Consider the following 23,687-nt stretch of genomic DNA (forward strand, 5'->3'; position numbering starts at 1 on the left):
TTGCCTTATATCCACCGCCTGAAGTCGCAGGTTTACGGCAACGAATGATAAAAAACCGTCATGGCAAAAATGATCTGCTTAACACTCAATGTAACAGTGCCACAACGCTGATGGTTAAGCTAAAAAAAACCGTCTGTGATATCGACGGTTTTTTTAGCCTGTTTTGAATCAAATTATTTGACCCGCAAGCGGTATTTGACCATTGCCACTTCATTCAAACCTAGCCCTGGAATTTCCCATTGCACGGCGCGATATTGTGACATCGGCACGTCTTGCAACACACCGCCGACATTCATTTTTAGTGGCATGTACTGAAAATTCACCCCATCGACACTACCGCGGGCGCGCGCAGGCTCAAGATCCGCTTGGCTGATCAGCTCCATGTTGGCAGGGATATCAAAGGTGACTTTCATATTGCGCACACGCTCGCTGCCTTGATTGGTGATGTAACCGCGATACTCAAGCACATTGCCGCTTGCCACTTGAGTTTGTGGGGTAATAGGGCTGAGGGCTTCTTGCCCTGTCGCGTCACGCCCAACGACAGACGCCAACACACGGCTGATCAAGGCTGCATTGTTGGCGGCAGGTGCGCGTGGTACGCTTTGGTTGCCGCTGATTAGATTGGTTAGCTGCGGACTGGCCATTACAGGCTGTGCAGTGGCACTGGTGTAGCTACCCGTGTTGTAGCCATTGTATGCCGCGTTGTTAGAGTTTGGGTCGGCGGTCAAGGTAGGCAATACGGCAAACGCTTGGCTTGATAGCACACCTGCGGCAAGCAGCGCGGCAAATTTGGCAGTGGTTTTTAACATGGAGCAATTCCTCTAGTTATTCATTTGTTAAAAAAATTTAAAAGTTTGCCACTCGCCTGTGTGTTTGACAAACCAAATCGGTTTAGCAAAAAGATTTTAACCAATAAAATAAACCAAACCAACAAACGATCAGCACGCGCTTAGCATAGCAAACTTTGCGCCCAAACACACCTATTGCCCATCTGCTTGCCGCTTGCGTTACTAAATCACCACAGTTGGCGGTACCTGCCACACCGCTGCGCAAAATTGGCAAACGCTTATTTACTTTATGGTTTAATTCGCCTACTATGGAAAATTAATGTATTTTATCTTTCTGCCCGTTTTGCTTGGTTTTGCGCCAACTTGATGGGATTATTTTATTTTCACTTGATCAGCCTTATCATCATGATGTCAAACGCCAACCAAACCGATTTGCTAAGCCCTCATCCTACGCAAACTTCTACCCCTGCTTATCATGCTATGATTGACTTGCCCGACAGCCCAACCGATGACAACAGCAGTACGCCTGCATATGTGACGTGGTTTCGCAATTTTGCGCCATATATCAACACGCATCGTGGCAAAACCTTTGTCATCATGTTCAATGGTGAGGCGGTACAGCATGACAATTTTAGCAATTTGATTCATGACTTGGCATTGCTGCACAGTTTGGGCATTAAGCTGGTGTTGGTGCATGGTGCGCGCCCACAAATTGATGAAAACCTGCGCCAACAGCACATTGATGCGCCGACCATCAATGACGTGCGCGTTACGCCACCTGCCGCCATGCCTGCGATTTTGCAAGCAGTGGGCGCGATTCGCCTACAAATTGAGGCACAGTTATCCATGGGATTGGCAAATTCGCCGATGTATGGGTCACGCATTGATGCGGTGTCGGGCAATTTTGTCACCGCGCGCCCATATGGTGTGCGTGATGGCGTGGATTATCAGTTTACAGGCGAGGTACGCGCGATTGATGCCGAGGCAATTCGCAACAATCTGCAGCATGACCATGTGGTGATTTTAGGCTCAATGGGCTATTCTGCTACTGGTGAAGTGTTCAACTTGTTGGCGGAGGATGTCGCGCTGCAAACGGCAATTTGCCTGCACGCCGATAAGCTGATTTTTTTGGGTGAGCGCACGGGTATCACCAACGCCAAAGGGCAGCTGCTCAAGGAGATGATTCCGCATGAAGTCGCGCGCTACTTGCGTGATACGCCGCTAGATAGCGAGGTGGGTCGGTTCTTGCAAGCCGCTAGCGAGGCATGTCAGCACGGCATCCACCGCACGCACATTATTTCATACGCCAAAGACGGCGCACTGCTTGAAGAATTGTTCACCCGTGATGGTTCGGGCACGTTGATTTCGCACGATCCGTATGAAGAAATTCGCCGCGCAGATATTGATGATGTGGTGGGTCTGATTGAATTGCTTGAGCCGCTAGAGGAGCAAGGCATTTTGGTGCGCCGTTCGCGTGAGCGGCTAGAAAGTGAGCTTGAGTATTTTAGCGTGATTGAGCGCGACGGCATGGTACTTGGCTGCGCGGCGTTGTATCCATTATCAGATGATGCTGCCGAGGTCGCCTGTGTGGCAGTGCACCCCAATTACCGCAAGGGCAATCGTGGCGCGGATTTGGTGACGTTTTTGGAGCAGCAAGCGCGTAGCCATGGTATCAATACGCTGTTTGTGCTGACCACACGCACGGCACATTGGTTTGTTGAGCAAGGTTTTGTGGAAGTGCCTGCCGAACAGCTACCTGCCAAGCGTTTGGTAAGCTATCACAACGGGCGCAATTCTAAAGTGCTAAAAAAGGATTTGTAATTTTTTATTGATTTTATTCAAGGTATTATAACCAAGTATAACAGCCCGATTGTTGTAAATCGAGCTGTTTTTTTTATGGCGTTGAGTGTGTATCCCAAGACGCTCAAGACGCTTTGGTTTATTTTTTATCTTGCGCTGCTGGCTTTGGATTGATGTCTAGCAGCTCAATGTCAAAAATCAGTACGCTGTTAGGTTCGATTTCAGCACTGCCTGGCGCGCCATAGCCGAGCGCAGGCGGAACAAAAAAGCGGTATTTTGCGCCAACTTGCATCAGTGGCACGCCTTCGCGCCAGCCTGCAATGACTTGGTCAAGCGGAAAAGTAGCAGGCTCGCCGCGCTTGTAAGAGCTATCAAACACTGTCCCATCAATCAACTTGCCCTCATAGTGTACCTTGACATTGTCACTGGTGGTTGGGCGCGCGCCTGTGCCTGCTTTGAGTATTTGGTATTGTAGACCCGATGCGGTGGTACGTACGCCTGCTTGTTTGGCATTATCACGCAAAAACTGTTCGGCTTGTTGGGCATTATCGGCGGCGGTTTGTTCGACTTGCTTGGCGTACTCGGTTTCTTTGCGTTTTTGGTAGGCAAGTAACACACGCTGCATTCGCGCCTTACTCAGCGTTGCGTCGCGGTCTTGGTAAGCGTCGCGAAAACCTTGAAAAAATGCGTCCAACACCAAGTCATCCACGATATCTTTGTTGCCGTTTGCCATCAGATAGCCCAAGCTGTAGCTGACTTGGTCAATCTCACTGCTGGTCGGCTGTACGGTACTGGTGGTAGGCAAGTAGCGTGACGGTGTGACGTTGGCGGTTTCACTGGTAGTGCGTGACGCGGTTTGGCTTGTTTGCGCGGCTTTGGTTGGCATTAAAGCAGCGGCTTGGGGTGTTGTTTTGGCCATTTTAACAATGGCAGCATGGGCAAACTGATTGGGCATAACAGCAGCAATCGCCACAGATAAAGCACAACCTGTCGCGCGCGCTGGATGTTTGGGCAAAAGTGACATAATGCTGTCCTATTTGGTGATTGGTTATTGGGCAGCAGACGCTGCGCCCATTTGGGCTTCAAGCTGGCGTTGCAATTCTGCCATGGTGGCAGCGTCTAAACCCTGCTCCTGCCCTTGTACTGCGCCTTGTGGTTCTGCAGGACTGTCGGTAGTCGGATTGACTTTCACCAGCTCAATGTCAAAAATCAGCACGCTGTTTGGCTCAATTGCCCCTGGTGCGCCCTGCTCGCCATAGGCAAGTTTGGCAGGAATATAAAAGCGATATTTCGCGCCTTCATTCATCAGCTGCACGCCTTCTGTCCAACCAGGGATGACTTGGTTAAGCGGAAACACGACAGGTTCGCCGCCGTGTTTGGCAGAGCTGTCAAATACTTTGCCGTCAATGGTTTTGCCTTCATACTGCACGGCTACGATATCGGTGGCTTTGGGTTTTGCGCCTGTACCTTCTTGCAGCACTTCATATTGTAAGCCTGACGCGGTGGTTTTGACGTTGGGCTTTTTGGCGTTTTGAGCTAAAAACGCCTCACCTTTGGCAAGGTTGTCTTGTAGCATTTTGGCGGTTTGGCGTTGCTCGTATGCCATGACAGTTTGTTGCATCTGCTCGGGGGTCATGTTGGTGGGTTTATTGGCAAAGCCATCTTGCAAACCTTGCACGATGTCCTGCACACGCAAGTCTGAGGCAACGTCGTGCACGTTGCTGCCCATCATGTAGCCTAGGCTGTAGCCGACTTTGGTGTCCTCATCGCTGGCAGGATGAATCCCATTGGCAGTTGGCGCGCCATCGGTTTGGGTAAACGCGCTGCGCCCAAATTCAGCGGCTTGCGGTGCATTGCCAAAGCTATGCAAAAAAATCGGCGATAGTGCCAAACCGCCAAGCACCAACGCGGCAATAATCGGCAACGCTTTGCTGTTGCCATGCTCGGCAGGGCGCACGGTGGTGGTTTGGGTGGTGGTTTTTTGGGGCTGTGCTTTGGTGGTTTGGTTGCTCATACGGTATCCTTGACAACAAATCTGTAAAAATTAATTTTTAACCATCAAACGCTTAAAATCAGCGCAAAGGTGGCTGCAACCATCGTTGCTGCTCGGTGGTCAATGGCGCGTCGCTTACGTCGCCTGCCTCGGTGGTCAGTTTAAGCTGCCATTTAGCCATTGGCTGTTGGCTGGCGTTTGGTGCACTCACCTCTAGCAGCAGCAGCTCATCACGACGAAACACATGGCACAAACTGGTGTTACCCGTGACAGCTTGCGCTTTGGTGGTGGCGGTGAGGCGCTTTTCGCTTGCCTTTAGCCCATCAATAGCAATAATGATATCATGCGCCGATAGCCCTGCCTGCGCCGCTACACCATCACGTAGCACGCGTTGCAGCTTGATGCCTTGCGTATCGGCGCTGTATCGCATGCCCCATGCCGCGCCTGCGTTGGTGTCGTGCTCATGTTTTGGCGTCACGCCCACCGCTTTAAGCCAGTCTGCCAGTGCTAGCTCGTCTGTGCCGTCGATGTAACGGGCTTTAAAATCCTGCCAAATCTCAACGGGCAAAAACTCTGCCATGACTTCATCCAGCAGTGCGACCGACAGCCCAAGGCGTTTGTAGTGCGTGTCTGCTTGCTGGCTGCGCTGATACAAGGCTTTGACCACATCAAACAAACGGCTGCCATGCTGCAACAGGGTAATATCCAGCCCAAATGCCACCAACGCGCCTTTGTTGTAGTAGCTTACGCCTGCATTCGCGCTGTTCTCATCACTGCGGTATAGCTTAATCCACGCATCAAAACTCGACTCTGCCACGCTTTGGTGCGCGCGTCCTGCTGTTTGGTGATAGCGGTTGATTTGTTCGCCAAGCAAATTTAAATAACGCGCTGGCGTAATCACACCTGCCGCTTGCAGCATAAAGTCATCAATATAACTGGTAAAACCCTCAAACACCCACAACAGCGATGTATATGCCTCGCGCGTCAAATTGGCATGCAAGTCATCAGTCAGCATGACATCGGGGCGCACAGTCTTAACCCACCAAGCATGAAAATATTCATGGCTGCACAAGCCCAAAAACCGCTGATAGTTATCACTTGGCGCGGCAGGCTCATAGACGCTGGGCAAATCATCACGCGGCGTGATCAGACTGGTACTAGCGGCATGCTCAAGCCCACCATAATCATTGTCCGTTGCCATAGTCAAAAACACATAATCAGCAAACGGCGTATCGCCCAACCAATCGACATAGGTCTGGCAAATCTGGCGCAAATCCTGTTGCAAGCGGTTTAAATCCGCATCAAATACCCCTGAAATCACAAAACGGTGCGGCACTTGCCGATCAGCGGTCTGTACCACAAAATCAAACGCGCGTTGTTCGGCAATTTCAAACGGACTATCAATCAAGTGTTCATAATCATCTGCTTGCACGCAATAGCACACACTGGCAGGGATATCGGCTTTAGCATCATCATCTGGTTCAAATTGCGCCTCGGCTTCATCATTATCAGCCATTTCATCAACAGCAAACGCCTGCCAATCTGCCACATCCACCGTCAGTTCTTCGATTTCATCAAACTGATCTAAATCAACAAACGGTAACGCACAGGCAAAACCAACCTCACCACCATTGATCGCAACAAAATCCAACGGGCACAACAAATCCACCGTAATAGGCGACTGCTCTAGCCCCTGCACCGCCAATGCTAACACAGCAAAATTGCCATACAGCCGCGTCTCATCAACATACGCACCGCGCACCGACAAATCATAAGCATAGACTTCATAATTGACGGTTATCAAATCACCTGCGCCTGCCTGCACTTGCCAATGGTTTTTATCCAGCTTGACAAGGCGTTGGGTGGCTAAATCATCGCCCACCCGTGCCGTCACCGTGCCGATATGACGGGCAAACTCGCGTAACAGATAGCTGCCTGCAATCCACGTTGGCAACCACAGCACAGGGTTGTCCTCATGCGCACTAAAACGCAACGTGACATCGACCAAATGCAGGCGAAAACGGCTAAAATCCAACTGATAAGCAATTGGCATCGGTTTGGACATACGACCACCAAAACGGTTCAATCAGACTGGCAACTATAGGCAAAATAGCAGCAGCCGATGCAACCGCACATAATTAAAGAATAAATGTTCGTCATTGTAGCATGTGCGCGCGCGCTTGTGCAGCCACCTTTTTAGCGTTTATCATTCGTTGCCGTAAACCTGCGACTTCAGGCGGTGGATATAAGGCAATTGTTAAATGCGATGAGTTTTGCTATACTCATCTCACTATATTCAATGTCTTACATTCCACAGTTAAGTTAAGACTAAATTGCGAGTACGCAGTAACTTAACTGGTAAGACGTTTCCAAACACACACTTAAGCTAATTCGTGTCTAAGACAATCCTAACGGTAGGATTAGCTTGAAATAAGAACCTAAGATGTACGGTGTGTCGTACGGGCGGTTGCCATTGTCTTAGGTTTGCGGTGGGGCTTCACCGTCTTGCAGAAGGAATCCCCTCACTTTAGGGAGGGGAGGAAGTCAAGTCAGCGGTTCTTGTTGGGGATAAAAGCTATTGCGTTTGCGTGTAGGCTTGGCTATGCCCAACAAATTCAATCGTCGGCTGGCGCGCACCATTGGCACAGCGGTTGTCCAAGATGCGGTTATTTTTGACCACGCCCTCACTGGACTGTTCGCGAATGGTTGAGCCGATGACAATAGGCTGCTCAAGGTCACTGGCAAAACAGTTGCCTTGCACAAGGTTGTTATCATCCTCAATGATAATGGCATTTTTACCACTGGTAAAATCGTTGTTGAGCACTTGGTTGCGCTCGGCTTCATCGAGGTGATAACGCGCAAACGGCGTTTCGCTGATGGTGTACGCGCCACAGGCAAAGCCTTTGAGGTTGCGCGATTGACGGGCAGCAATCCACACGCTAACGGGTTCATTGGCAAATACATTGTGCACGATTTGGTTGCCATCGCTGCCTTGTGTGCGTAAAAAGTGGTTGCTACGGCTAGGGTCATCGGCATGTTCAAAACAATTGCGGTACAAAAATATGCCGCCTGCGCCGTTGTGATCAAAGTGCGAATACTCGATGCGATTATTGACCGATGAATCAATCGCGATGGCTTCACGGTTCGGTTTGCCTATGCGAAAGCCATTTTGGCTAAAATAGCTGTGGCTAACGGTGTTATACCCACTGCCAAATTCAAAATACAGCCCAACCGTGCCTGCCTTAACCACACCAATGCCGTATAAATCAACGCGCTGCACATGGTCACCAATAAAAATACCGCTGCTGCGTGTATGAGCTACCAGTAGGTTATCAACCCAAATGTCATGCGGCGACTGCTCGCGTTGGGCAGCCAGGGTAGTTTTGCCTGCGGTCAGCGTCTCGTAACGCGCGTTGGCAGGCGTTTGCTGCTCGATGATTAAGCCATGATTGTAGCCCAGTGTGAGGCAGTTTTTGATGCGCACGTTGTGCACGCCTGTGGACTGATCAGGCAGGGTACGTACGGCAATCGCGGTGATGGTGTCATCGGTGCTTGACATCAACGCGCCTTGACAATCTAGTGTCGTGTCGCTGTCAGTGATGACAAAGCTGATGTTTTGTTGCCACAAATCAGCATTGGCAGGCACCAAGCGCACATTGCCACGAATCGGCACAACTTGCCCATGGCTGAGCGTACGTACGTCTAATTCGGTCACGTCATTTTCATCAACCGCTTGCTCACGCGCAGGGACAAATTCACGCATCTTAGCCGCAAGCGTTTGCATGGCTTCGCGCGTCGCGGCAAATTTGGGCGGCGGCTCATGGTAGGTGTTGCTGTGGCTGTGCTGCTCGATTTTGCCAAGCAATGCCTCACCCCATTGGCTAATCATCTGTGCCCATGTTGGGCGAGCATCGGTGGATGGTAACATCGGCTGACCTTGCGCGTGACTGGTGGTAAAATAAAATTGGGCAATACCCATAGCAATGAGTAAAACAAGCATACTAAAAGCAACACCAGTATAGCGTAAGTAACGCGCACGTCGGTTGGATTTGTTGGGCATGGTTTGTTGGATTTTGTAAGTGGTTGGTGCGCTAATTTTAAGGGCTAGCCAATTTTAAGGGCTAGCCAATTTTAAGGGATAAATTAAGGATCAATACAAATAACCTGTAAAGTCGCCTTGGTGGGCGACACATCAGCAAGCGCCAACGCAGTTTGTGCCAACACCGAAGTTGCTTGTGGCGATGGTGCTGCGTCGTTGAGCAATTTTACACCAAGCGCAGGCAAAATCTGCGCCAATCGCTGGTCGCTACCGTGCTCAAGCGCGGCAAGTTGGGCATCGCGTGCCTTGTCTGCTGCGCTTAAATATCCAAAGCACGGTTTATTGAGCGCTTTTAAAACCATTAATTTGCCAAACACGTCCGCGCCTGCTGCATCCAGCCATTGCCCCGTGATCAACACACCGTCGGTATCAAGCGCATTCACACGCTGCACCACACGCGCAAGCCAACCAGCAGAACGAAATGCGCCAATACGCAAATCATGCACCACCACCAATGTGACGGGCTGCTTGATAGCCAAATTTGGTAAATCTTTTGCGACAAGCGTGCGCTGCTGCACACTGAGCCGATTGGCTGACCACAGCCGCCAGCCGATACCGGTCAATGCCAGCACCAATAGCCCACCTGTCAGCGCCTCGGTATGCCCCCACATCAGCATTGCACCTGCCCAAATCGCCAGCCACCATAACCACCACACGGCGTTACGCGCAGTAAGACGTAGCCACAAACGCACAAACTCGCCACGGCTGCGCGGCACAGCGTAGGCATTGAGCGTTTGTAAGCACGCCAACACCCCCACCGCCAGCGCGACCCACCACCCCACATGACCCCAATTTAGCTGACCCAAGTTTGCCAACACGCGCGTCACTTCCAGTTTATTTACCCAAATTTTTAGCCATTATAAAAGCTAGCAGAACAGCTGACAACGTTGGCAAATACTTGATCATGCCGTTTATCGGCAGCGGATTTGGCACATAGTGACGGTTTGGCTAGCAAAACGTAAAACTTTAAGCATTGCTATTTTAGCCAAACCTTGCTACATTCTTGCCAATTTTAGCCAGACACCCATGACCATGCCCACACCCAACACCCCAAAACGCCCAACGTCCAACGAGCCTGACCTGCTTGATCGCTCCAAACGCGCCTTCACTGACCGCGCCGCAGGACGACACACAGGACGTACACGGCGGTGGGTGTTGCTGATTGTGCCATTGTTGGCACTGGCTTGGTTGGCGTATGCTTACCAGCAGACACTGTATGCGCCAAGCAACGAACCTAAACACATGCTCACCGTGGAAAAAGGGCAAACGTACTACGGCTTGATTGACGAGTGGGACAAAGACAAGCACATGTTTGTCGCGCCGTTGGCAAAACTGTACATCAAAACCCACGTCAAAACGCCGCTGCACTCAGGAAGCTACCAAATTCCAGCCAATGCCAGCTTTGCCCAGTTTTTGGACGTATTGGCACAAGGTGAAAAAGTCGCGTTTGTGAAGGTACAAATCATCGAGGGTAAAACCGCCAAAGACTTGTATCGCGTACTCAAAGACAACAGCGGCATCACCAACGATGTCATCAGCCAAGATGGCAAGCGCGTCGATACCGCAAAATTGGGCTTAGATTTACCTGCCGAATACATGCCCGATGGCAACCTTGAGGGCTGGTTTTCGCCCGACACTTACTACTTTAATGAAGGCAGCAGCGACAAAAAAGTTTTGTCAGATCTGTTCAAACGCCAATACAGCGCGCTCATGGACAACTGGCAAAACCGCAAAGCAGACTTACCGTACGCCAACCCATACGAAGCCTTGATCATGGCATCGATCATCGAAAAAGAAACCAGTGTACCCAGCGAGCGCAACGAGGTGGCAGGCGTATTTGTCAATCGCTTGCGCAAAAACATGCGCTTACAAACGGATCCAACAGTGATTTATGGCATGGGCGAGCGTTACGACGGCAATATTCGCAAATCTGACCTTGCCGAAAAAACCGCCTACAACACCTACCAGATCGACGGCTTACCGCCTACCCCGATTGCGTTGCCTAGCATTGATTCTATCCACGCCGCGCTGCATCCAAATGACACCGATTCGCTGTATTTTGTTGCAACAGGCAACGGTGGGCACAAATTCACCAGTAACCTGACCGACCACAACCGCGCGGTACAAGATTATCTGCGCGTGCTGCGTGAAAAACGCGCGCAGGGTAATTAGCTTGTCGTGTTTTTCAACAAAGTAAAAAAGGCGAAAAAGTAAAAAAGGCGAACGACGATATGACAGCACGATTTATCAGCTTTGAAGGCACCGAGGGTGTGGGCAAAACCACCTTGCTTAATGCCCTTGCCAAGCATTTGCGTGCACAAGGCATGGATGTGCTGACCACGCGTGAACCAGGTGGCAGCGTATTTGCTGAGCGTTTGCGCGCGCTTTTGCTAGACCCAACCACTCACCTAGCAGATGACAGCGAGCTGTTATTGATGTTTGCTGCACGCGCCGATCACCTTGCACAAACGATTTTACCTGCACTGGCAGCAGGTAGTTGGGTGCTGTGCGACCGTTTTGTTGATTCAAGCGTTGCCTATCAAGGTTTTGGGCGCAAACACGGCGACGCAGATACACTGGCAAAAATCCACAGTTTGACCGAGCAATTTGTATCGCGCTTGCCTGATTGCACGATTTGGCTAGATTTGCCCGTTGCACAAGGCATGGCACGCGCCAAACGCCGCGCAGACTTAGACACAGCTATGCTTGACCGCTTTGAGCAGCAGCAGCTGGCGTTTTTTGAGCGTGTGTATCAGGGCTTTGCCTACTGTCAAGCCCACGCGCCCAAACGCATACAGCGCATTGATGCAACAGGTGACACAGAGGCGGTGTTGGCAAGGATCATCGCTGCCTTGCCCTAATATAACGTTATCTTAAAAAAACATTTAACCCAACTGACGCTTAGATTAAGCCAATTTTAACTAAATTGGCTATTTAAACCGCTGACGGCATGGCAGGTGTCAGTACCACATCGGCAGGGGTGGGCAAGGATTGCGGAAAATCACGATTGTAATGCAGTCCGCGTGATTCATGTCGCCGTAGGGCACAGCGGACGATAAGTTCGGACACCAGCAGCAAGTTACGCAATTCAATCAAGTTTTTATTGAGCGCAAAACTACCATAATAGTCTTGCATTTCTTGTTTTAACAACAAAATACGGCTCAGCGCGCGGTGCAAGCGTTTGTTGGAGCGCACGATCCCTACATAATGCCACATCGTATGGCGCAGCTCATCCCAATTTTGCAGCAAAATCACCGCCTCATCTTGATCGGCGTTATCTTGGATATAGTCCTGGATATGCCATATTGGAATCATCGGCACGCTGGGCGCGGCGTGCGCGTGGCTGTCGCGGATATGTGCCGCCGCACTCATGGCATACACAAAGCACTCAAGCAGTGAATTACTCGCCATGCGGTTGGCACCATGCAGCCCCGTAAATGACGTTTCGCCCAGCGCGTACAGGTTAAGCACATCGGTCTGCCCTTGCCGATTGACGACCACGCCGCCGCAGGTGTAATGCGCCGCAGGTACAACGGGGATTTGGTCTTGGGTGATATCAATGCCAAATTCTAACAATCGCGTATACAACGTCGGAAAATGCGCCTTAACAAATTCTGGGTCTTTGTGGGTAATATCCAAATATACATGGCGCAGACCCAGTCGCTTCATTTCAAAATCAATAGTCAGCGCGACGATATCGCGCGGTGCAAGCTCACCACGTGAGTCAAAGCGCAGCATGAAGCGTTCGCCCTCGGGATGATGGTCGCATGGTGGCAAGCGCAAATACGCGCCCTCGCCGCGCAATGCCTCAGTCAGCAAAAACGACCGCGCCTCAGGGTGATACAAACACGTTGGGTGAAATTGGTTAAACTCCAAATTCGCCACGCGACAACCTGCCCGCCACGCCATCGCAATGCCGTCACCTGTGGCGATATCGGGGTTTGACGTGTATAAATACGCCTTGGATACCCCACCACACGCCAACGCCACAAAGCCTGCGCTCAATGTCAATACGCGATGTGCCTTGGTATCAAGCGCGTACACCCCGACCGCGCGATTGGGCTCAGTAAACGGTGCATCAAAATGCTGTGCCAAACTGTTGGTGGTGATAACATCAATCGCTACCATGTGGTCAAGCAAGGTCACATTTTGGCACTCGCGTACGCGCTCAAGCAAGGTAGTTGCCACTGCCCGCCCTGTCGCATCGGCAACATGGGCAATGCGCCGCCGACTGTGCCCACCCTCTTGGGTCAGATGCAAATCATCACTGTTTTCATCAAGGGTAAATTTGACACCTTGTGCCAACAAAAACTCAATCGCCTCGCGGCTGTGTTCTACCGTGAAGCGCACCGCCTCTTCATGACACAGCCCTGCACCAGCAATCAGCGTATCGGCAATGTGTTCATCAACCGTGTCATCTTGTGCCCACACCGCTGCCACACCGCCTTGCGCGTAATAGGTGCTTGATTCAAGCGGCTCATCCTTCATCAACATAGCAACAGAGAGGTGTTTGGGCAACGACAATGCCAGTGTCAAACCTGCCGCCCCACCGCCGACAATCACCACATCAAAATGCGTAACATCATCACTGCCTGTCAACGGACGCATGGTAGCATCGGCGTCTGGTGTGGCACTTTCAAAAAATCTATCCGCTTTGCGGTTACGCGATGGCAGCAAGCTTGGCTCAACAGCACTTGGGGGCAAATCAATCATCTGTGGGTACTCGGTGGACAAAAACCTTTGGCAATACGGCTACTTGTAAATCGTGCAGATGATTACAAGCCAACCAAATGCATAGCACGATTTTAGCATAAACTGTCAAAATTTCCCGATATTCTACCGATTTATTTAGATGAATGGTTTTTATTTTGGTAAATATGACTTTTTGTTATTTCAAACGTCAGTTTAATCACTTTAGTGTTAAAAAAACCCGATCAAAAACCAACAACGGCAATCGCTTGCCTGCCATTGCCGTTGCTGTTTTTGGCATGGACTTTGACTATGGTATGATGTTAGCGCAATTGGCTATCTTTACTGCCGCGGCGGTTAAATAGCTCAAAGGCTTTTTGGTGCTGCTCCAACTCTTGCTGACATGCCACACAATAATGCACACCAGGCATGGCATCGCGGCGTGCTTGCGGTATCGCCTGTCCGCACTCCTCGCAAAACGCTGCGCTCTCACCTGTTGGCAAGGCGCGACGTGCGCGTGCAATAGCGTCTTCGATCGTCGCGCTGATTTGTTCTTGCTCTGCCCCATCGGCTGCCCATCCACTTGCCATCTTCTCCCCCGTTAGCTGCTCGTTTAGTATTGCTTTAACTCACATAACATGGGGTAAAAAATGGCTTGTTTCAATGGTTTAGCCAATATTGATGTTAGGCTTTGGGCTGTAAATCAATGACCTGCCCTTTGACATCGCGGCTACAATCTGCCATCAACGCGACATACGCTGCCATCAAATCATCGGGCGCAAGCAAGGTATTGGGGTCTTCGCTGGGGTAGGCACTGGCGCGCATCTGGGTGCGTGTTGCACCAGGATTGATGACGTTAAAGCGTAGTTGGGTGGTGGTGTGCGTTTCTTGGGTAAAAATATCGCACATGCCCTCAAGCGCGTACTTAGATAACGCATATGCTCCCCAAAACGCACGCGGACGGCTACCCACACCGCTACCTGTGAACACAATCGACGCTGTCGGCGCGGCACGCAATAGCGGTAACAAGGCTTGGGTGAGTAAAAACGTTGCGGTGAAGTTCACGCGCATGACTTTTTCAAACAGCGTAGGATCATACATCTCAAGCGGTGTCAAAACGCCCAAGATCCCAGCATTGTGCAGCACGCCGTCTAAATATCCCACTTCTTTTTCGATCAAATGTGCCAGTTGTACCATCTCGGTGTCGCTGGCACTCTCCAAATTTAGCGGCAACAGAGCAGGCTCAGCACCACCTGCGGCTTCGATGGCGTCATACACTTCTTCAAGCTTGCTGACAGTTTTGCCTAGCAGCAATACAGTCGCGCCATAGTTGGCATATGTCAAAGCAGCAACCTTGCCAATGCCATCACCTGCCCCCGTTACCAAGATGTTTTTACCGCGCAGACAGTCGGCAGGTGGTACAAATGCGCGTAGCTCATCGTGAGTCATTACGTTGTCCTTTTAAGTGAGTTATTTTGCTAAATTCATGTGTCATCATCATGATCAATATTTAGCCAATCTTGCACCAGTTGCGCCAGTGCTTGCGGCGTTGGGGCGATTGCATCGGCTTGCCAGTCACTTACGGTGTCGCGCTCACCGGGCAATAGGTAGCCATACGCGGCGGCGATGGTCGGCATATGAGCGGCTTTACCCGCTTGGATATCGCGCAGATGATCGCCGATATACAAGCACGCGCTTGGCGGCACGCCCAATTGTTTGGCAGCAAGATACAGCGGCTCAGGGTCGGGCTTGGGGTTTGCCACGTCATCAGCGCAGACTAGCACGGCGCAGCGTTCTGCCAAGCCGATGGCTGCCAGTAATTTTTCGGACAGCATGCGCGGCTTGTTGGTCACTATGCCCCATAATATCGCGTTTTTGTCAAGCGTGGCTAATAGCGGTAACAGACCATCATACACACGGCTATCAACGCAAATATCCGCCGCGTAGCGCTGCAAAAATTCTTGCAGATTTGTCACCAAAACGGGGTCATCATCGGCAAGGTTTACGCCTTGTTCAGCAAACATCACGCGTACCATCGCGCGCCCACCTGCCGATACCTGCTCACGAATCAATGCCTCACTGGGCAACGGTAAGCCTTGTTCGCGACACATAGCACGAATAATGCGGATAAAATCGGGTGCGGTGTCAATCAGTGTGCCATCAAGGTCAAATAAAACCGCTGGCTGAGCGTCCGCGTTTGCCACACTTGGTCTGCTTTTACTTAGCATGGGGCTTATACACCGCCATCATGTAATTGACATCAACATTTTGCGCCAACCAGTAATGGCGCGTGATGGGATTATAATGCAAGCCAATCAAATCTTGCCGATGAAAACCGCCGTGCTCAGTAAAACGGTCAAGCTCGGCAGGTGTGATAAACTTGGTAAAATCGTGCGTGCCGCGTGGCAACAAGCGCAGCACATATTCTGCACCGATAATCGCAAACAGGTACGATTTGGGGTTGCGATTAATCGTTGAGAGTACCAACACACCGTTGGGCTTTAGCAGAGCAAAACACGCATCGATAATCGATTGCGGATTGGGCACATGCTCAAGCATCTCCATGCAGGTGACGACATCAAACGTGCCTGCGTGCTGGGTAGCAAAGTCCTCAACTGCCACGCAGTCGTAAGTCACGTCCTGTCCTGTTTGGCTGGCATGGATTTTTGCCGCCTCGATGTTTGCCAGCCCCATATCAATGCCGACTACGCGCGCGCCACGCTCTGCCATGCTGTGCGATAAGATCCCACCACCGCAGCCAACGTCAAGTACGGTTTTACCCGTCAAGCCGCCTTGTTGGCGCGCGATGACTTGCTGCTCAATCCAGTTTAGGCGCAAGGGGTTGATTTGGTGCAAGGTAGCAAACGCGCCGTTTTTGTCCCACCATTGGTTGGCGAGGTCATTAAATTTTTGGATTTCTTGCGCGTCAACATTTTGGTTATTTGGGTTTTGGCTATGTGGGTGGTGCGTATTTGGTTGGTTGTGATCTGCTTGGTTCATTGGCTTACCATCGATATTAGACATAGATGTTTAAAAATGGATGTTTAAAAATGGATGTTTAAAAATGGATGTTTAAAAATGGATGTTGAAAAAATGGCTATTAAAAAGTCTTAGCAAAAATAACCCGCTTGCAACGCATTGTAGCAAATTTTTGCTGACAGGCTGTAGCGATTGTGTGGCGAACGCTTGACGCATGGATTGGCATAAATAGACAATTCTTGCCGCCGCCTTGCCACGCTGTCGGATTTTTTTAGCGGTTATCAGTTTTGCTTTGGCATTGGCTGGTCAAGATGATAAGATAAGATCATCTAGAATCGATCGATTGCGTCGATTCAATACCATCACTTTGATGACTGATCATCTTGATGACTGAAGGTAAGATTGAAAAAGGCAAGATCATGAAAACATTTGCAATGCGTACATTGGGGGCAGCGGTTGGGGTCGCGTTGGGCTTGGCAGCGTTGCCTGCTTCGGCAGCAGATTTTGTTGCTGGCAAAGATTACACCGTGCTTGCCAATCCTGAAAAAATCGATGGCAATAACATTATCGTGCGTGAGTTTTTTTGGTACGGCTGTCCGCATTGCTACAAGCTTGAGCCATATATGCGCCAATGGGCGCAAACCAAGCCTGCCGATGTGGTGTTTTTGCAAACGCCTGCCGCGCTCAACCCCGTATGGGAGCAAAACGCACGCGGATTTTATGCCGCGCAACTCATGGGCTACCAAAATAAAACCCATCAAGCGATGTTTGATGCCATTCAAAAAGATCGTCAAAAGCTGTTTGACCAAGCCAGCCTTGGCAAGTGGTATGCTGCACAAGGCCTAGATATCAACAAATTTAATAATTTGTACAACTCATTTGCCGTTAATACCCGCATTGCTCGCTCAGTAGATGCCGCGCAGCGTTATCAGCTCACAGGCGTGCCTGCTGTGGTGGTCGATGGCAAATACGTGGTCAGCGGTGAAGATGGACGCGTGCCGCAGGTGGTGGATTATTTGGTTAAAAAAGCCCGTGCCGAACGCGCAGCGGCTAAATAGACCAGATTTTTACCATCTAACCTTTTACAAATCACAAAGCAGCGGCTTAGCCAACATCGCTAAGCCGTTGTTGTTTGGGCGTATCAAATTTGGCGTATCAAATCATGTTTGGCAGACCATGCTATGCTAAGCGTCTGAACGCAGCCCCTGCACAGGCAGCACCTTGGCAGCTTTGTGCGCAGGGTACAGCGTTGCTAATACCGCAAGCAACGCGCTAATTAGCATGATGCTTACCACCTCAAGCCCATGCACTTGGGCAGGTAGTTGGGTGACATAATAGTTGGCAAATAGGTTTAGATCAAAGGTACGATCTACCCAACCCGATAACCAGCCAACATTGAGCGCTCCTAGCACACCCAACGCACCGCCCACACTGACCCCAACCAGCGCAATCAATCCACCTTGCACAACAAACATCTGACGAATCATGCGTGGTGTCGCGCCAATAGTTTTTAAAATAGCAATTTCTGCTTTTTTGTCGGTCACAACCATCATCAAGCTTGAGACTAGATTAAAACCTGCCACCAGTACATTGACTTCCTCCCTTCCCTAAAGTGAGGGGATTCCTTCTACAAGACGGTCAAGCCCGACCGCAAGAATGTTCTTACTGGCGTTGATATCTCTATCATGCCATGTGCCACACTTCGCACAAGTCCATTCTCTTATTCGCAAACCTGCTCTACCTTTTGGACTGTTGCTGTCGATTTGACCGCAACACGAACACGTCACGGCGGGCATAGCCCTTGTCTTGCGGACGGGCGAAGCAGTGCTTCGCTAGTGCCGTCCTCAGGTAGTGTATCGCTCTGATACGATTTCAAAACGGCAACCTGCATGCTTGCATTTGTAGGTCAGTTGGCGTTTGAGTTCAAACCAACCTGCGTCATATACGCTTTTGGCTAGTTTGCCTTTTTTACGGCTGAATTGGGTGGTTTTTACATCACCGATCACGATTAGGGCATGGTCTTTGACTAATTGGGTGGTGAATTTGTGGATGAGGTCTTGGCGTGTGTTTTTGATTTTGGCGTGGATAGCCTTAACACGTTTTTTATTTTTGGCACGTTGAGCAATGGCTAAATCTTTGGCATATTTGAGCGTTTGCTTGATTTGTAGTTTATCGCCGTTTGAGGCGGTGGCACTGTCTTTTAAGCCTAAGTCAATACCGACACTACCTGTTCCGCATGGTGTTTTAGGATAGTCTTTAATGGTGATACAGGCATACCAACGGTTACGACTGTCTTGCACCACTTCAACCGTATTGAGGTCATACAAAGCAAGATTGTAGCTATCCCATAGGTCGATGATGAGCTTTTGTCCTTTGGCTAAACTAAGCTGTAGGGTTGATTTTAAGCCTTTTTTACCCGTCTGATGAGTAGCCAGTAACTTGATTGCGGATTGCTTAAATGGAATCCAACCTAGACTTTTACGCTTTGAGTTTGGGTTGTTGGTTCGCCAGTTAAGTTTAGCCTTTTTGAATTGGCGTCGCGACTTGGCATGGGTTTCGTTAATGGCTTGTATGGTTTGAGAATGCAAGCCTAGCAGTTCACCGCTACCTTTGGTGTATTCGTTTAGGTCATAGGCACTAAAAAATTTGCCTGTTTTTTGCAGGTATTTGTAACTCAAGTCATTGACATAGTTCCACACAAAATTGACCAAACCGCTTAGGCGGTTTAGTTGGTCTGTGTGTTTGTCTTTTATGCGTAGCTTGAGGGTTTTCATGAGGTTAGTTTAACATATTTAATAAGTTTCTGTGTGTAGGCATGGTTTCGGAGTTGCCTTATATCCACCGCCTAAAGTCGGTGGTTTTACGGCAACGGATGATAAGGCTTTACGTGTTTAGTGATCCGCCAATTGTCCGCCCTGCGCCATGATCCAATCGCTAATCGCTTGGGTTTTGGCAGCAAGTTTGGCGGCATCGCCACGGGTTTCGACATTAAGACGCAGTAGCGGCTCGGTGTTGGATGCGCGCATATTGAGCCGCCAATCGGCAAAATCTACCGATAGCCCATCGATGGTGTTAATGGTCGCTGCGCCATCATCAAAAGTGGTGTACGTCTCGGCAAGTTTTGCCAACACGTCTTGGGCATTCACGCCTGTCAGCTTAAAGTTAATTTCGCCTGAGATTGGATACGCGGTAATCATCTCATCAACCAGCGCAGACAACGACTTGCCCGATTTAGACAGTAGCTCAATGACCAGTAACCACGGAATCATGCCGCTGTCGCAGTAGTTAAAGTCGCGGAAATAATGGTGCGCGGACATTTCACCACCATAGACCGCGTTGTGCTCACGCATGATTTGTTTGATAAATGAATGCCCGGACTTGCTCATCACGGGTACGCCGCCTGCTTGCGCGATGATGTTTTCGGTGTTGAGAATATTGCGTGGGTCATAGACGATGTTGGCGTGTGGCTCTTTGTCCAAAAACGCCTGCGCCAATACGCCAACCAAATATGTGCCTTCAATAAAGCGTCCGTTTTCATCAAAGAAAAAACAGCGGTCAAAGTCACCATCAAAGGCAATCGCTAAATCGGCGTGTTCGGCACGTAGTTTATCGGCGGTAACTTGGCGATTGGCGACAATCATCGGGTTGGGGATACCGTTTGGGAAGCTGCCATCGGGTGCGTAGTTGAGCTTTATCAAACGAATTGGCGCATCTGCCGCGATAAAACGTTGTTCGATTTGGTCAATGACGGGCGCGGCACTGCCATTACCAGGATTGACAACGATGGTTAGAGGCTTGAGTGCGGACACATCAATATAGCTTAATAAATGATCAATGTATGCGGTTTTATCATCACGCAGGGTGTACGTACCGCGTGCGCTTGGCGTGGCAAATTCACCTGCTTCGGCGATACGGCGGATATCGGCAAGCCCTGTGTCGGCACTGATCGGGCGTGAGCCTTCGCGTACCAGTTTTAGTCCGTTGTAGTTGATGGGGTTGTGGCTGGCGGTGACTTCAATACCGCCGAGTGCGTCGTGATGACTGGTGGCAAAATAGACTTCTTCGGTGCCTGTCATGCCCAAGTCAATGACATCAACACCTGCATCCAAAATCCCTGCGATGGCGGCTTGTTTGAGCGCGTCACTTGATGGGCGTACGTCACAGCCGATGACAATGGCGTTTTGTTGAGCGGCGTGGTTGCTGGTATCAGCGTCGGAAGCATTGGCATGGTCGAAAGCTGCTACTGGCTTTAAAAATTGGGCAAACGCACGACCAATGCGGTAGGCAATATCTTCATCTAAATTTACGCCCAATTCACCGCGGATGTCATAGGCTTTAAAGGAAGTGATTGTCAGTGGGTTTAAGTCATTGGGTTTAAAATGGTATGCTTGTGCGCTATCAATCGGGGTGGAAGGTATAGATTTCACGGATTTTCTCTAAATTAACGTTGAATTAACATCAAACTGGAAGCCATCAGCTATCGCCAAATACGTCGCGGCTATAAACCTTTTCTCTCACCGTTGCCAAGTCATCGTGCCAACGGTTGGCAACAATCAGCGCATTGCGCGCCAAAAACGTGTCTAAATCCGCGACCACCTCACAACCTGCAAACATGGTTTCGCCTTTGGCGGACAAACTGGGTTCATAAATCTGTAGCGGAATGCCATGTTGGCGCAAAATGCCAATTATATCCAAAATTGCCGAATCACGAAAGTTATCGGCATCTTTTTTCATACTGAGGCGATAAATACCGACACTGGCAGGCTGCTGTGCGACGATTTGCTGAGCGATAAAGCGTTTGCGTGTGTTGTTGGCATCGACCACTGCGTGAATAACATTGGCAGGAATGCCTGCATAATTGGCTTTTAGCTGTTGGGTGTCTTTGGGTAAGCAGTAGCCACCATAGCCAAACGAGGGGTTGTTGTAGTGCAGCCCAATGCGCGGGTCAAGCCCAACGCCTGTGATGATGGCGCGGCTATCAAGCGCGTAACTTTCGGCAAAGCTATCAAGCTCATTAAAAAATGCAATACGCGTGGCAAGGTAGCTATTGGCAAATAGCTTGACGGCTTCGGCTTCGGTAGTCGGCATGACAAGGTTTGGCGTGTCATGTTCTTGGCTGGCTGCTTGGTACAGGGCGATTAAACTTTGCGCCAATGTGACTTGCTCGGTGTTTTGGGTGTCTTGAATGCCAACGATGATCCGTGAAGGGTGCAAATTGTCGTACAACGCCTGCCCTTCACGCAAAAACTCTGGCATAAACAGCACATTGGCAAAGTCATCGGCGATGGTGGCACTAAAGCCAATCGGAATGGTGGATTTGATGACAATCGGCGCGGTGGTATTGGTGGCACGCACGCGCTCAATGCTGCTAGTCACCGAAGCGGTGTCAAACTTGCCTGTGGCAACGTCATAGTTGGTCGGTGTGGCGATGATGACCAAATCGGCGGCGGTAAAATCCGCATCATCTAGCAGCACAGCGGTGAGGTTTAAATCGCCTTTGGCTAAAAATTCGCCAATCAGCGCGTCTTGGATCGGAGCTTGGTTGTGCTGAAGTAGGTGCACGCGTTCGGCGTTGATATCCACCAACGTTACACGCGTGGCAAGCTGTCGCTGCGCCAGTAGCACAGCATTGGACAGCCCAACATAACCTGCACCAATGACGATAATATGTGAAAACGCACTGATAAAAGCGCGGTCAAATTGACAGATAGCGGATAATTGAGACATGAGGGTAGCAACGTAAGTGATGGATTTTTTTAATATTATTCATTATAGTGGCGACTTGGCAGACAGCTAAATTTGTGCGGCAAAATCGTGCTACAATTAACGTGACTTGATTATAACAAAAGGATATGACAATGCAACCAACGGGTGAATTTTCTGATTTGTTGGCACTCATGGCACGCCTGCGCCGTGACTGCGCGTGGGACAAAAAACAAACCAACCAAAGCTTAATTCCGTATGCTATCGAGGAAACTTACGAGCTCATCGAGGCAATTTATGACGGTGACAGTGAGGACATCAAGGGCGAATTGGGTGATGTGCTGCTACAAGTGGTGTTTCATGCTACGCTTTATGCTGAGCAATCGCAGTTCACCATGCGAGATGTCATATACACCTTGCAAGACAAGCTGATTCGCCGCCATCCACACGTCTTTGACCGTGATGTTTTGACCAGTGAGGCGCAAGTTGCCGAACGTTGGCAGCAAATCAAAGCCCAAGAAAACGCCGAACGTGCGGCACGGGGTAAGCCGCCACGCCGTGTGCTCGATGTCGTTAAAGCCGCGCCTGCCTTACAACAAGCGCAAGCCTTGCAAGCGGCGGCAGGCAAACTTGGGTTTGATTGGGACAGGTTAGACGATGTGGTGGCAAAGCTTGATGAAGAAGTCAATGAGCTAAAAGCCGTATTACCGCCTGATTTGACCACCCCACTGGATGCCGACACGCGCCACGCCTTGACGCTAGAATTGGGCGATTGTTTTTTTGCACTGGTTAATATCGCGCGTAAACTTGGCATTGACAGCGAAACCGCCGCGCTAAGCTGCGTGCATAAGTTCAAGTCGCGCTTTGGCTACATCGAGGACGCTTTGACGGCGCAGGGCAAAACCTTTGATGATACCGATTTGGCAGAAATGGACACACTGTGGCAGCAAGCCAAACAGGCTGAAAACCTCTCAAAAAACCGCTGATTTTTTAAATTTTTTAAAGCATACGCCTGTGTCAAATAGCAAGTTGTTAGCCAATTTTTTAGCCAACAGTGTGTTGGTAATGAGCCTGTTGCATGGTTTTACACCATCTGCGCTGGCGGCTGATTGTGCGGCAACTTTAACGCCTGAGCAAGCGTTTTTGCAATTGCGCGCGCCTCGCGGTAGACAGGGTGCAGCGCGTGCCACTGCCCTGACGGCTGACCCGTTGGCAAATGTGCCATCAACCATCAACCTCAACACCGCCAGTGAAGCCGAATTGGTGCAGCTTGATGGCATTGGCGCAAGCAAGGCGCAGGCAATCATCCTGTACCGTGAGCAGATCGCGCCGTTTGTCAGTGTCGATGAGTTGGCGCGTGTCAAGGGCATTGGCAAGGCAACGGTGGACAAAAACCGCAACCGTTTAAGCGTACGCTAGACGTGCTTTAAGCAGTTAAATTTGTTACACTAAGCCGTTGTAACCGCTTTTTATCGTCTTGTAGAAGGAATCCCCTCACTTTAGGGAGGGGAGGAAGTCAACACCACCTCTTCACGGTCAAATCACGCGACTTTGAAGAATTATCCCACCCGTTTGCAAGCTATATTGCAAACGTGGCTTGAAACATCGTCAATGGCAGTTGTGCATGGCAAAAAAA

General features: G+C 50.1%; 19 protein-coding genes and 2 pseudogenes. 6 read left to right on the forward strand and 15 right to left on the reverse strand.

The annotated features are described in order from the left end of the window. Positions 1-173 precede the first annotated feature (173 nt). Positions 174-809 (reverse strand): hypothetical protein, encoded by a 636-nt coding sequence (locus MA2_RS08245; protein WP_067058760.1) that lies wholly within the window; start codon positions 807-809, stop codon positions 174-176. 459 nt (positions 810-1,268) lie between these two features. Here MA2_RS08245 and argA point away from each other — a divergent pair, with 459 nt between their 5' ends. Beyond that, a complete protein-coding gene (argA, locus tag MA2_RS08250; protein ID WP_067058799.1) occupies positions 1,269-2,609 on the forward strand; it encodes an amino-acid N-acetyltransferase in 1,341 nt (446 codons plus the stop codon). A 118-nt stretch (positions 2,610-2,727) separates the two neighbouring features. Here the strand turns inward: argA and bamJ (MA2_RS08255) are convergent, their stop codons facing one another. The 5 genes and pseudogenes from bamJ (MA2_RS08255) to MA2_RS08275 all read right to left on the reverse strand — a co-directional run bounded on the left by bamJ (MA2_RS08255) (position 2,728) and on the right by MA2_RS08275 (position 9,495). Beyond that, complete coding sequence (gene bamJ, locus MA2_RS08255) at positions 2,728-3,612, reverse strand: BamJ family beta-barrel-assembly machinery protein (protein WP_245945280.1); 885 nt, start codon at positions 3,610-3,612, stop codon at positions 2,728-2,730. A gap of 156 nt (positions 3,613-3,768) precedes the next feature. Beyond that, positions 3,769-4,545 (reverse strand): annotated as a pseudogene (bamJ, locus tag MA2_RS08260) (BamJ family beta-barrel-assembly machinery protein); the annotation flags it as partial. A 115-nt stretch (positions 4,546-4,660) separates the two neighbouring features. Next, positions 4,661-6,646: a M61 family metallopeptidase gene (locus MA2_RS08265; protein WP_245945279.1), complete on the reverse strand. Its 1,986-nt coding sequence runs from the start codon at positions 6,644-6,646 to the stop codon at positions 4,661-4,663. Positions 6,647-7,156: 510 nt separating this feature from the next. Then, positions 7,157-8,641 (reverse strand): right-handed parallel beta-helix repeat-containing protein, encoded by a 1,485-nt coding sequence (locus MA2_RS08270; protein ID WP_067058764.1) that lies wholly within the window; start codon positions 8,639-8,641, stop codon positions 7,157-7,159. Positions 8,642-8,724: 83 nt separating this feature from the next. After that, positions 8,725-9,495: a hypothetical protein gene (locus MA2_RS08275; RefSeq protein ID WP_143821849.1), complete on the reverse strand. Its 771-nt coding sequence runs from the start codon at positions 9,493-9,495 to the stop codon at positions 8,725-8,727. Between the two features lie 211 nt (positions 9,496-9,706). On the opposite strand from MA2_RS08275, the gene mltG reads away from it, so the two are divergent. Next, positions 9,707-10,852: an endolytic transglycosylase MltG gene (gene mltG / locus MA2_RS08280; RefSeq protein ID WP_373279765.1), complete on the forward strand. Its 1,146-nt coding sequence runs from the start codon at positions 9,707-9,709 to the stop codon at positions 10,850-10,852. Between the two features lie 59 nt (positions 10,853-10,911). Beyond that, positions 10,912-11,541 (forward strand): dTMP kinase, encoded by a 630-nt coding sequence (tmk, locus tag MA2_RS08285; protein ID WP_067058769.1) that lies wholly within the window; start codon positions 10,912-10,914, stop codon positions 11,539-11,541. A 73-nt stretch (positions 11,542-11,614) separates the two neighbouring features. Here the strand turns inward: tmk and nadB are convergent, their stop codons facing one another. The 5 genes from nadB to ubiG all read right to left on the reverse strand — a co-directional run bounded on the left by nadB (position 11,615) and on the right by ubiG (position 16,369). Then, on the reverse strand, positions 11,615-13,288 hold the full coding sequence (gene nadB, locus MA2_RS08290; RefSeq protein ID WP_067058808.1) for an L-aspartate oxidase: 1,674 nt from the start codon (positions 13,286-13,288) through the stop codon (positions 11,615-11,617). A 404-nt stretch (positions 13,289-13,692) separates the two neighbouring features. Further along, positions 13,693-13,959, reverse strand: coding sequence for a DksA/TraR family C4-type zinc finger protein (locus MA2_RS08300; RefSeq protein WP_067058773.1), 267 nt, complete (start codon positions 13,957-13,959; stop codon positions 13,693-13,695). 94 nt (positions 13,960-14,053) lie between these two features. Continuing rightward, positions 14,054-14,818, reverse strand: a complete 765-nt coding sequence (locus MA2_RS08305) for a YciK family oxidoreductase (protein ID WP_067058775.1) — start codon at positions 14,816-14,818, stop codon at positions 14,054-14,056. 35 nt (positions 14,819-14,853) lie between these two features. Next, positions 14,854-15,573 (reverse strand): HAD family hydrolase, encoded by a 720-nt coding sequence (locus tag MA2_RS08310; RefSeq protein ID WP_245945278.1) that lies wholly within the window; start codon positions 15,571-15,573, stop codon positions 14,854-14,856. 13 nt (positions 15,574-15,586) lie between these two features. Next, positions 15,587-16,369, reverse strand: coding sequence for a bifunctional 2-polyprenyl-6-hydroxyphenol methylase/3-demethylubiquinol 3-O-methyltransferase UbiG (gene ubiG, locus MA2_RS08315; RefSeq protein WP_067058780.1), 783 nt, complete (start codon positions 16,367-16,369; stop codon positions 15,587-15,589). Positions 16,370-16,767: 398 nt separating this feature from the next. On the opposite strand from ubiG, the gene MA2_RS08320 reads away from it, so the two are divergent. After that, entirely contained in the window at positions 16,768-17,406 is a 639-nt protein-coding gene (locus tag MA2_RS08320; RefSeq protein WP_067058810.1) for a thiol:disulfide interchange protein DsbA/DsbL, read from the forward strand. A 126-nt stretch (positions 17,407-17,532) separates the two neighbouring features. On the opposite strand, the gene MA2_RS08325 is transcribed toward MA2_RS08320, so the two are convergent. The 4 genes and pseudogenes from MA2_RS08325 to MA2_RS08340 form a co-directional block, all read right to left on the reverse strand. Then, entirely contained in the window at positions 17,533-17,931 is a 399-nt protein-coding gene (locus MA2_RS08325; protein ID WP_143821848.1) for an ABC transporter permease, read from the reverse strand. 24 nt (positions 17,932-17,955) lie between these two features. Continuing rightward, positions 17,956-19,122: pseudogene (locus MA2_RS08330) on the reverse strand (RNA-guided endonuclease InsQ/TnpB family protein). Positions 19,123-19,239: 117 nt separating this feature from the next. After that, the gene (locus MA2_RS08335; protein WP_067058812.1) at positions 19,240-20,751 is read right to left on the reverse strand and encodes a phosphohexomutase domain-containing protein; all 1,512 of its coding nucleotides are present in this window, start codon (positions 20,749-20,751) and stop codon (positions 19,240-19,242) included. Between the two features lie 70 nt (positions 20,752-20,821). After that, a complete protein-coding gene (locus tag MA2_RS08340) occupies positions 20,822-22,075 on the reverse strand; it encodes a nucleotide sugar dehydrogenase (RefSeq protein ID WP_067058784.1) in 1,254 nt (417 codons plus the stop codon). 131 nt (positions 22,076-22,206) lie between these two features. On the opposite strand from MA2_RS08340, the gene mazG reads away from it, so the two are divergent. Together mazG and MA2_RS10915 are read left to right on the forward strand one after the other, a co-directional pair. Next, complete coding sequence (mazG, locus tag MA2_RS08345) at positions 22,207-23,037, forward strand: nucleoside triphosphate pyrophosphohydrolase (RefSeq protein WP_067058786.1); 831 nt, start codon at positions 22,207-22,209, stop codon at positions 23,035-23,037. Between the two features lie 28 nt (positions 23,038-23,065). Beyond that, positions 23,066-23,470, forward strand: a complete 405-nt coding sequence (locus tag MA2_RS10915) for a ComEA family DNA-binding protein (RefSeq protein ID WP_245945277.1) — start codon at positions 23,066-23,068, stop codon at positions 23,468-23,470. Positions 23,471-23,687 lie beyond the last annotated feature (217 nt).

It is taken from the genome of Moraxella atlantae NBRC 14588 (assembly GCF_001591265.1).
In the GTDB taxonomy this organism is placed as follows: Bacteria; Pseudomonadota; Gammaproteobacteria; order Pseudomonadales; family Moraxellaceae; genus Faucicola; species Faucicola atlantae.

Bases quoted from the DNA above. Each gene is read 5' to 3' on its own strand.
- MA2_RS08270 (WP_067058764.1), bottom strand. From the start codon at position 8,641: ATGCCCAACAAATCCAACCGACGTGCGCGTTACTTACGCTATACTGGT.
- MA2_RS08340 (WP_067058784.1), bottom strand. From the start codon at position 22,075: ATGTCTCAATTATCCGCTATCTGTCAATTTGACCGCGCTTTTATCAGT.
- MA2_RS08320 (WP_067058810.1), top strand. From the start codon at position 16,768: ATGAAAACATTTGCAATGCGTACATTGGGGGCAGCGGTTGGGGTCGCG.
- argA (WP_067058799.1), top strand. From the start codon at position 1,269: ATGATTGACTTGCCCGACAGCCCAACCGATGACAACAGCAGTACGCCT.
- nadB (WP_067058808.1), bottom strand. From the start codon at position 13,288: ATGCGTCCGTTGACAGGCAGTGATGATGTTACGCATTTTGATGTGGTG.
- ubiG (WP_067058780.1), bottom strand. From the start codon at position 16,369: ATGAACCAAGCAGATCACAACCAACCAAATACGCACCACCCACATAGC.
- mazG (WP_067058786.1), top strand. From the start codon at position 22,207: ATGCAACCAACGGGTGAATTTTCTGATTTGTTGGCACTCATGGCACGC.
- mltG (WP_373279765.1), top strand. From the start codon at position 9,707: ATGACCATGCCCACACCCAACACCCCAAAACGCCCAACGTCCAACGAG.
- MA2_RS08265 (WP_245945279.1), bottom strand. From the start codon at position 6,646: ATGTCCAAACCGATGCCAATTGCTTATCAGTTGGATTTTAGCCGTTTT.
- MA2_RS08305 (WP_067058775.1), bottom strand. From the start codon at position 14,818: ATGACTCACGATGAGCTACGCGCATTTGTACCACCTGCCGACTGTCTG.
- tmk (WP_067058769.1), top strand. From the start codon at position 10,912: ATGACAGCACGATTTATCAGCTTTGAAGGCACCGAGGGTGTGGGCAAA.
- MA2_RS08300 (WP_067058773.1), bottom strand. From the start codon at position 13,959: ATGGCAAGTGGATGGGCAGCCGATGGGGCAGAGCAAGAACAAATCAGC.
- MA2_RS08245 (WP_067058760.1), bottom strand. From the start codon at position 809: ATGTTAAAAACCACTGCCAAATTTGCCGCGCTGCTTGCCGCAGGTGTG.
- bamJ (WP_245945280.1), bottom strand. From the start codon at position 3,612: ATGTCACTTTTGCCCAAACATCCAGCGCGCGCGACAGGTTGTGCTTTA.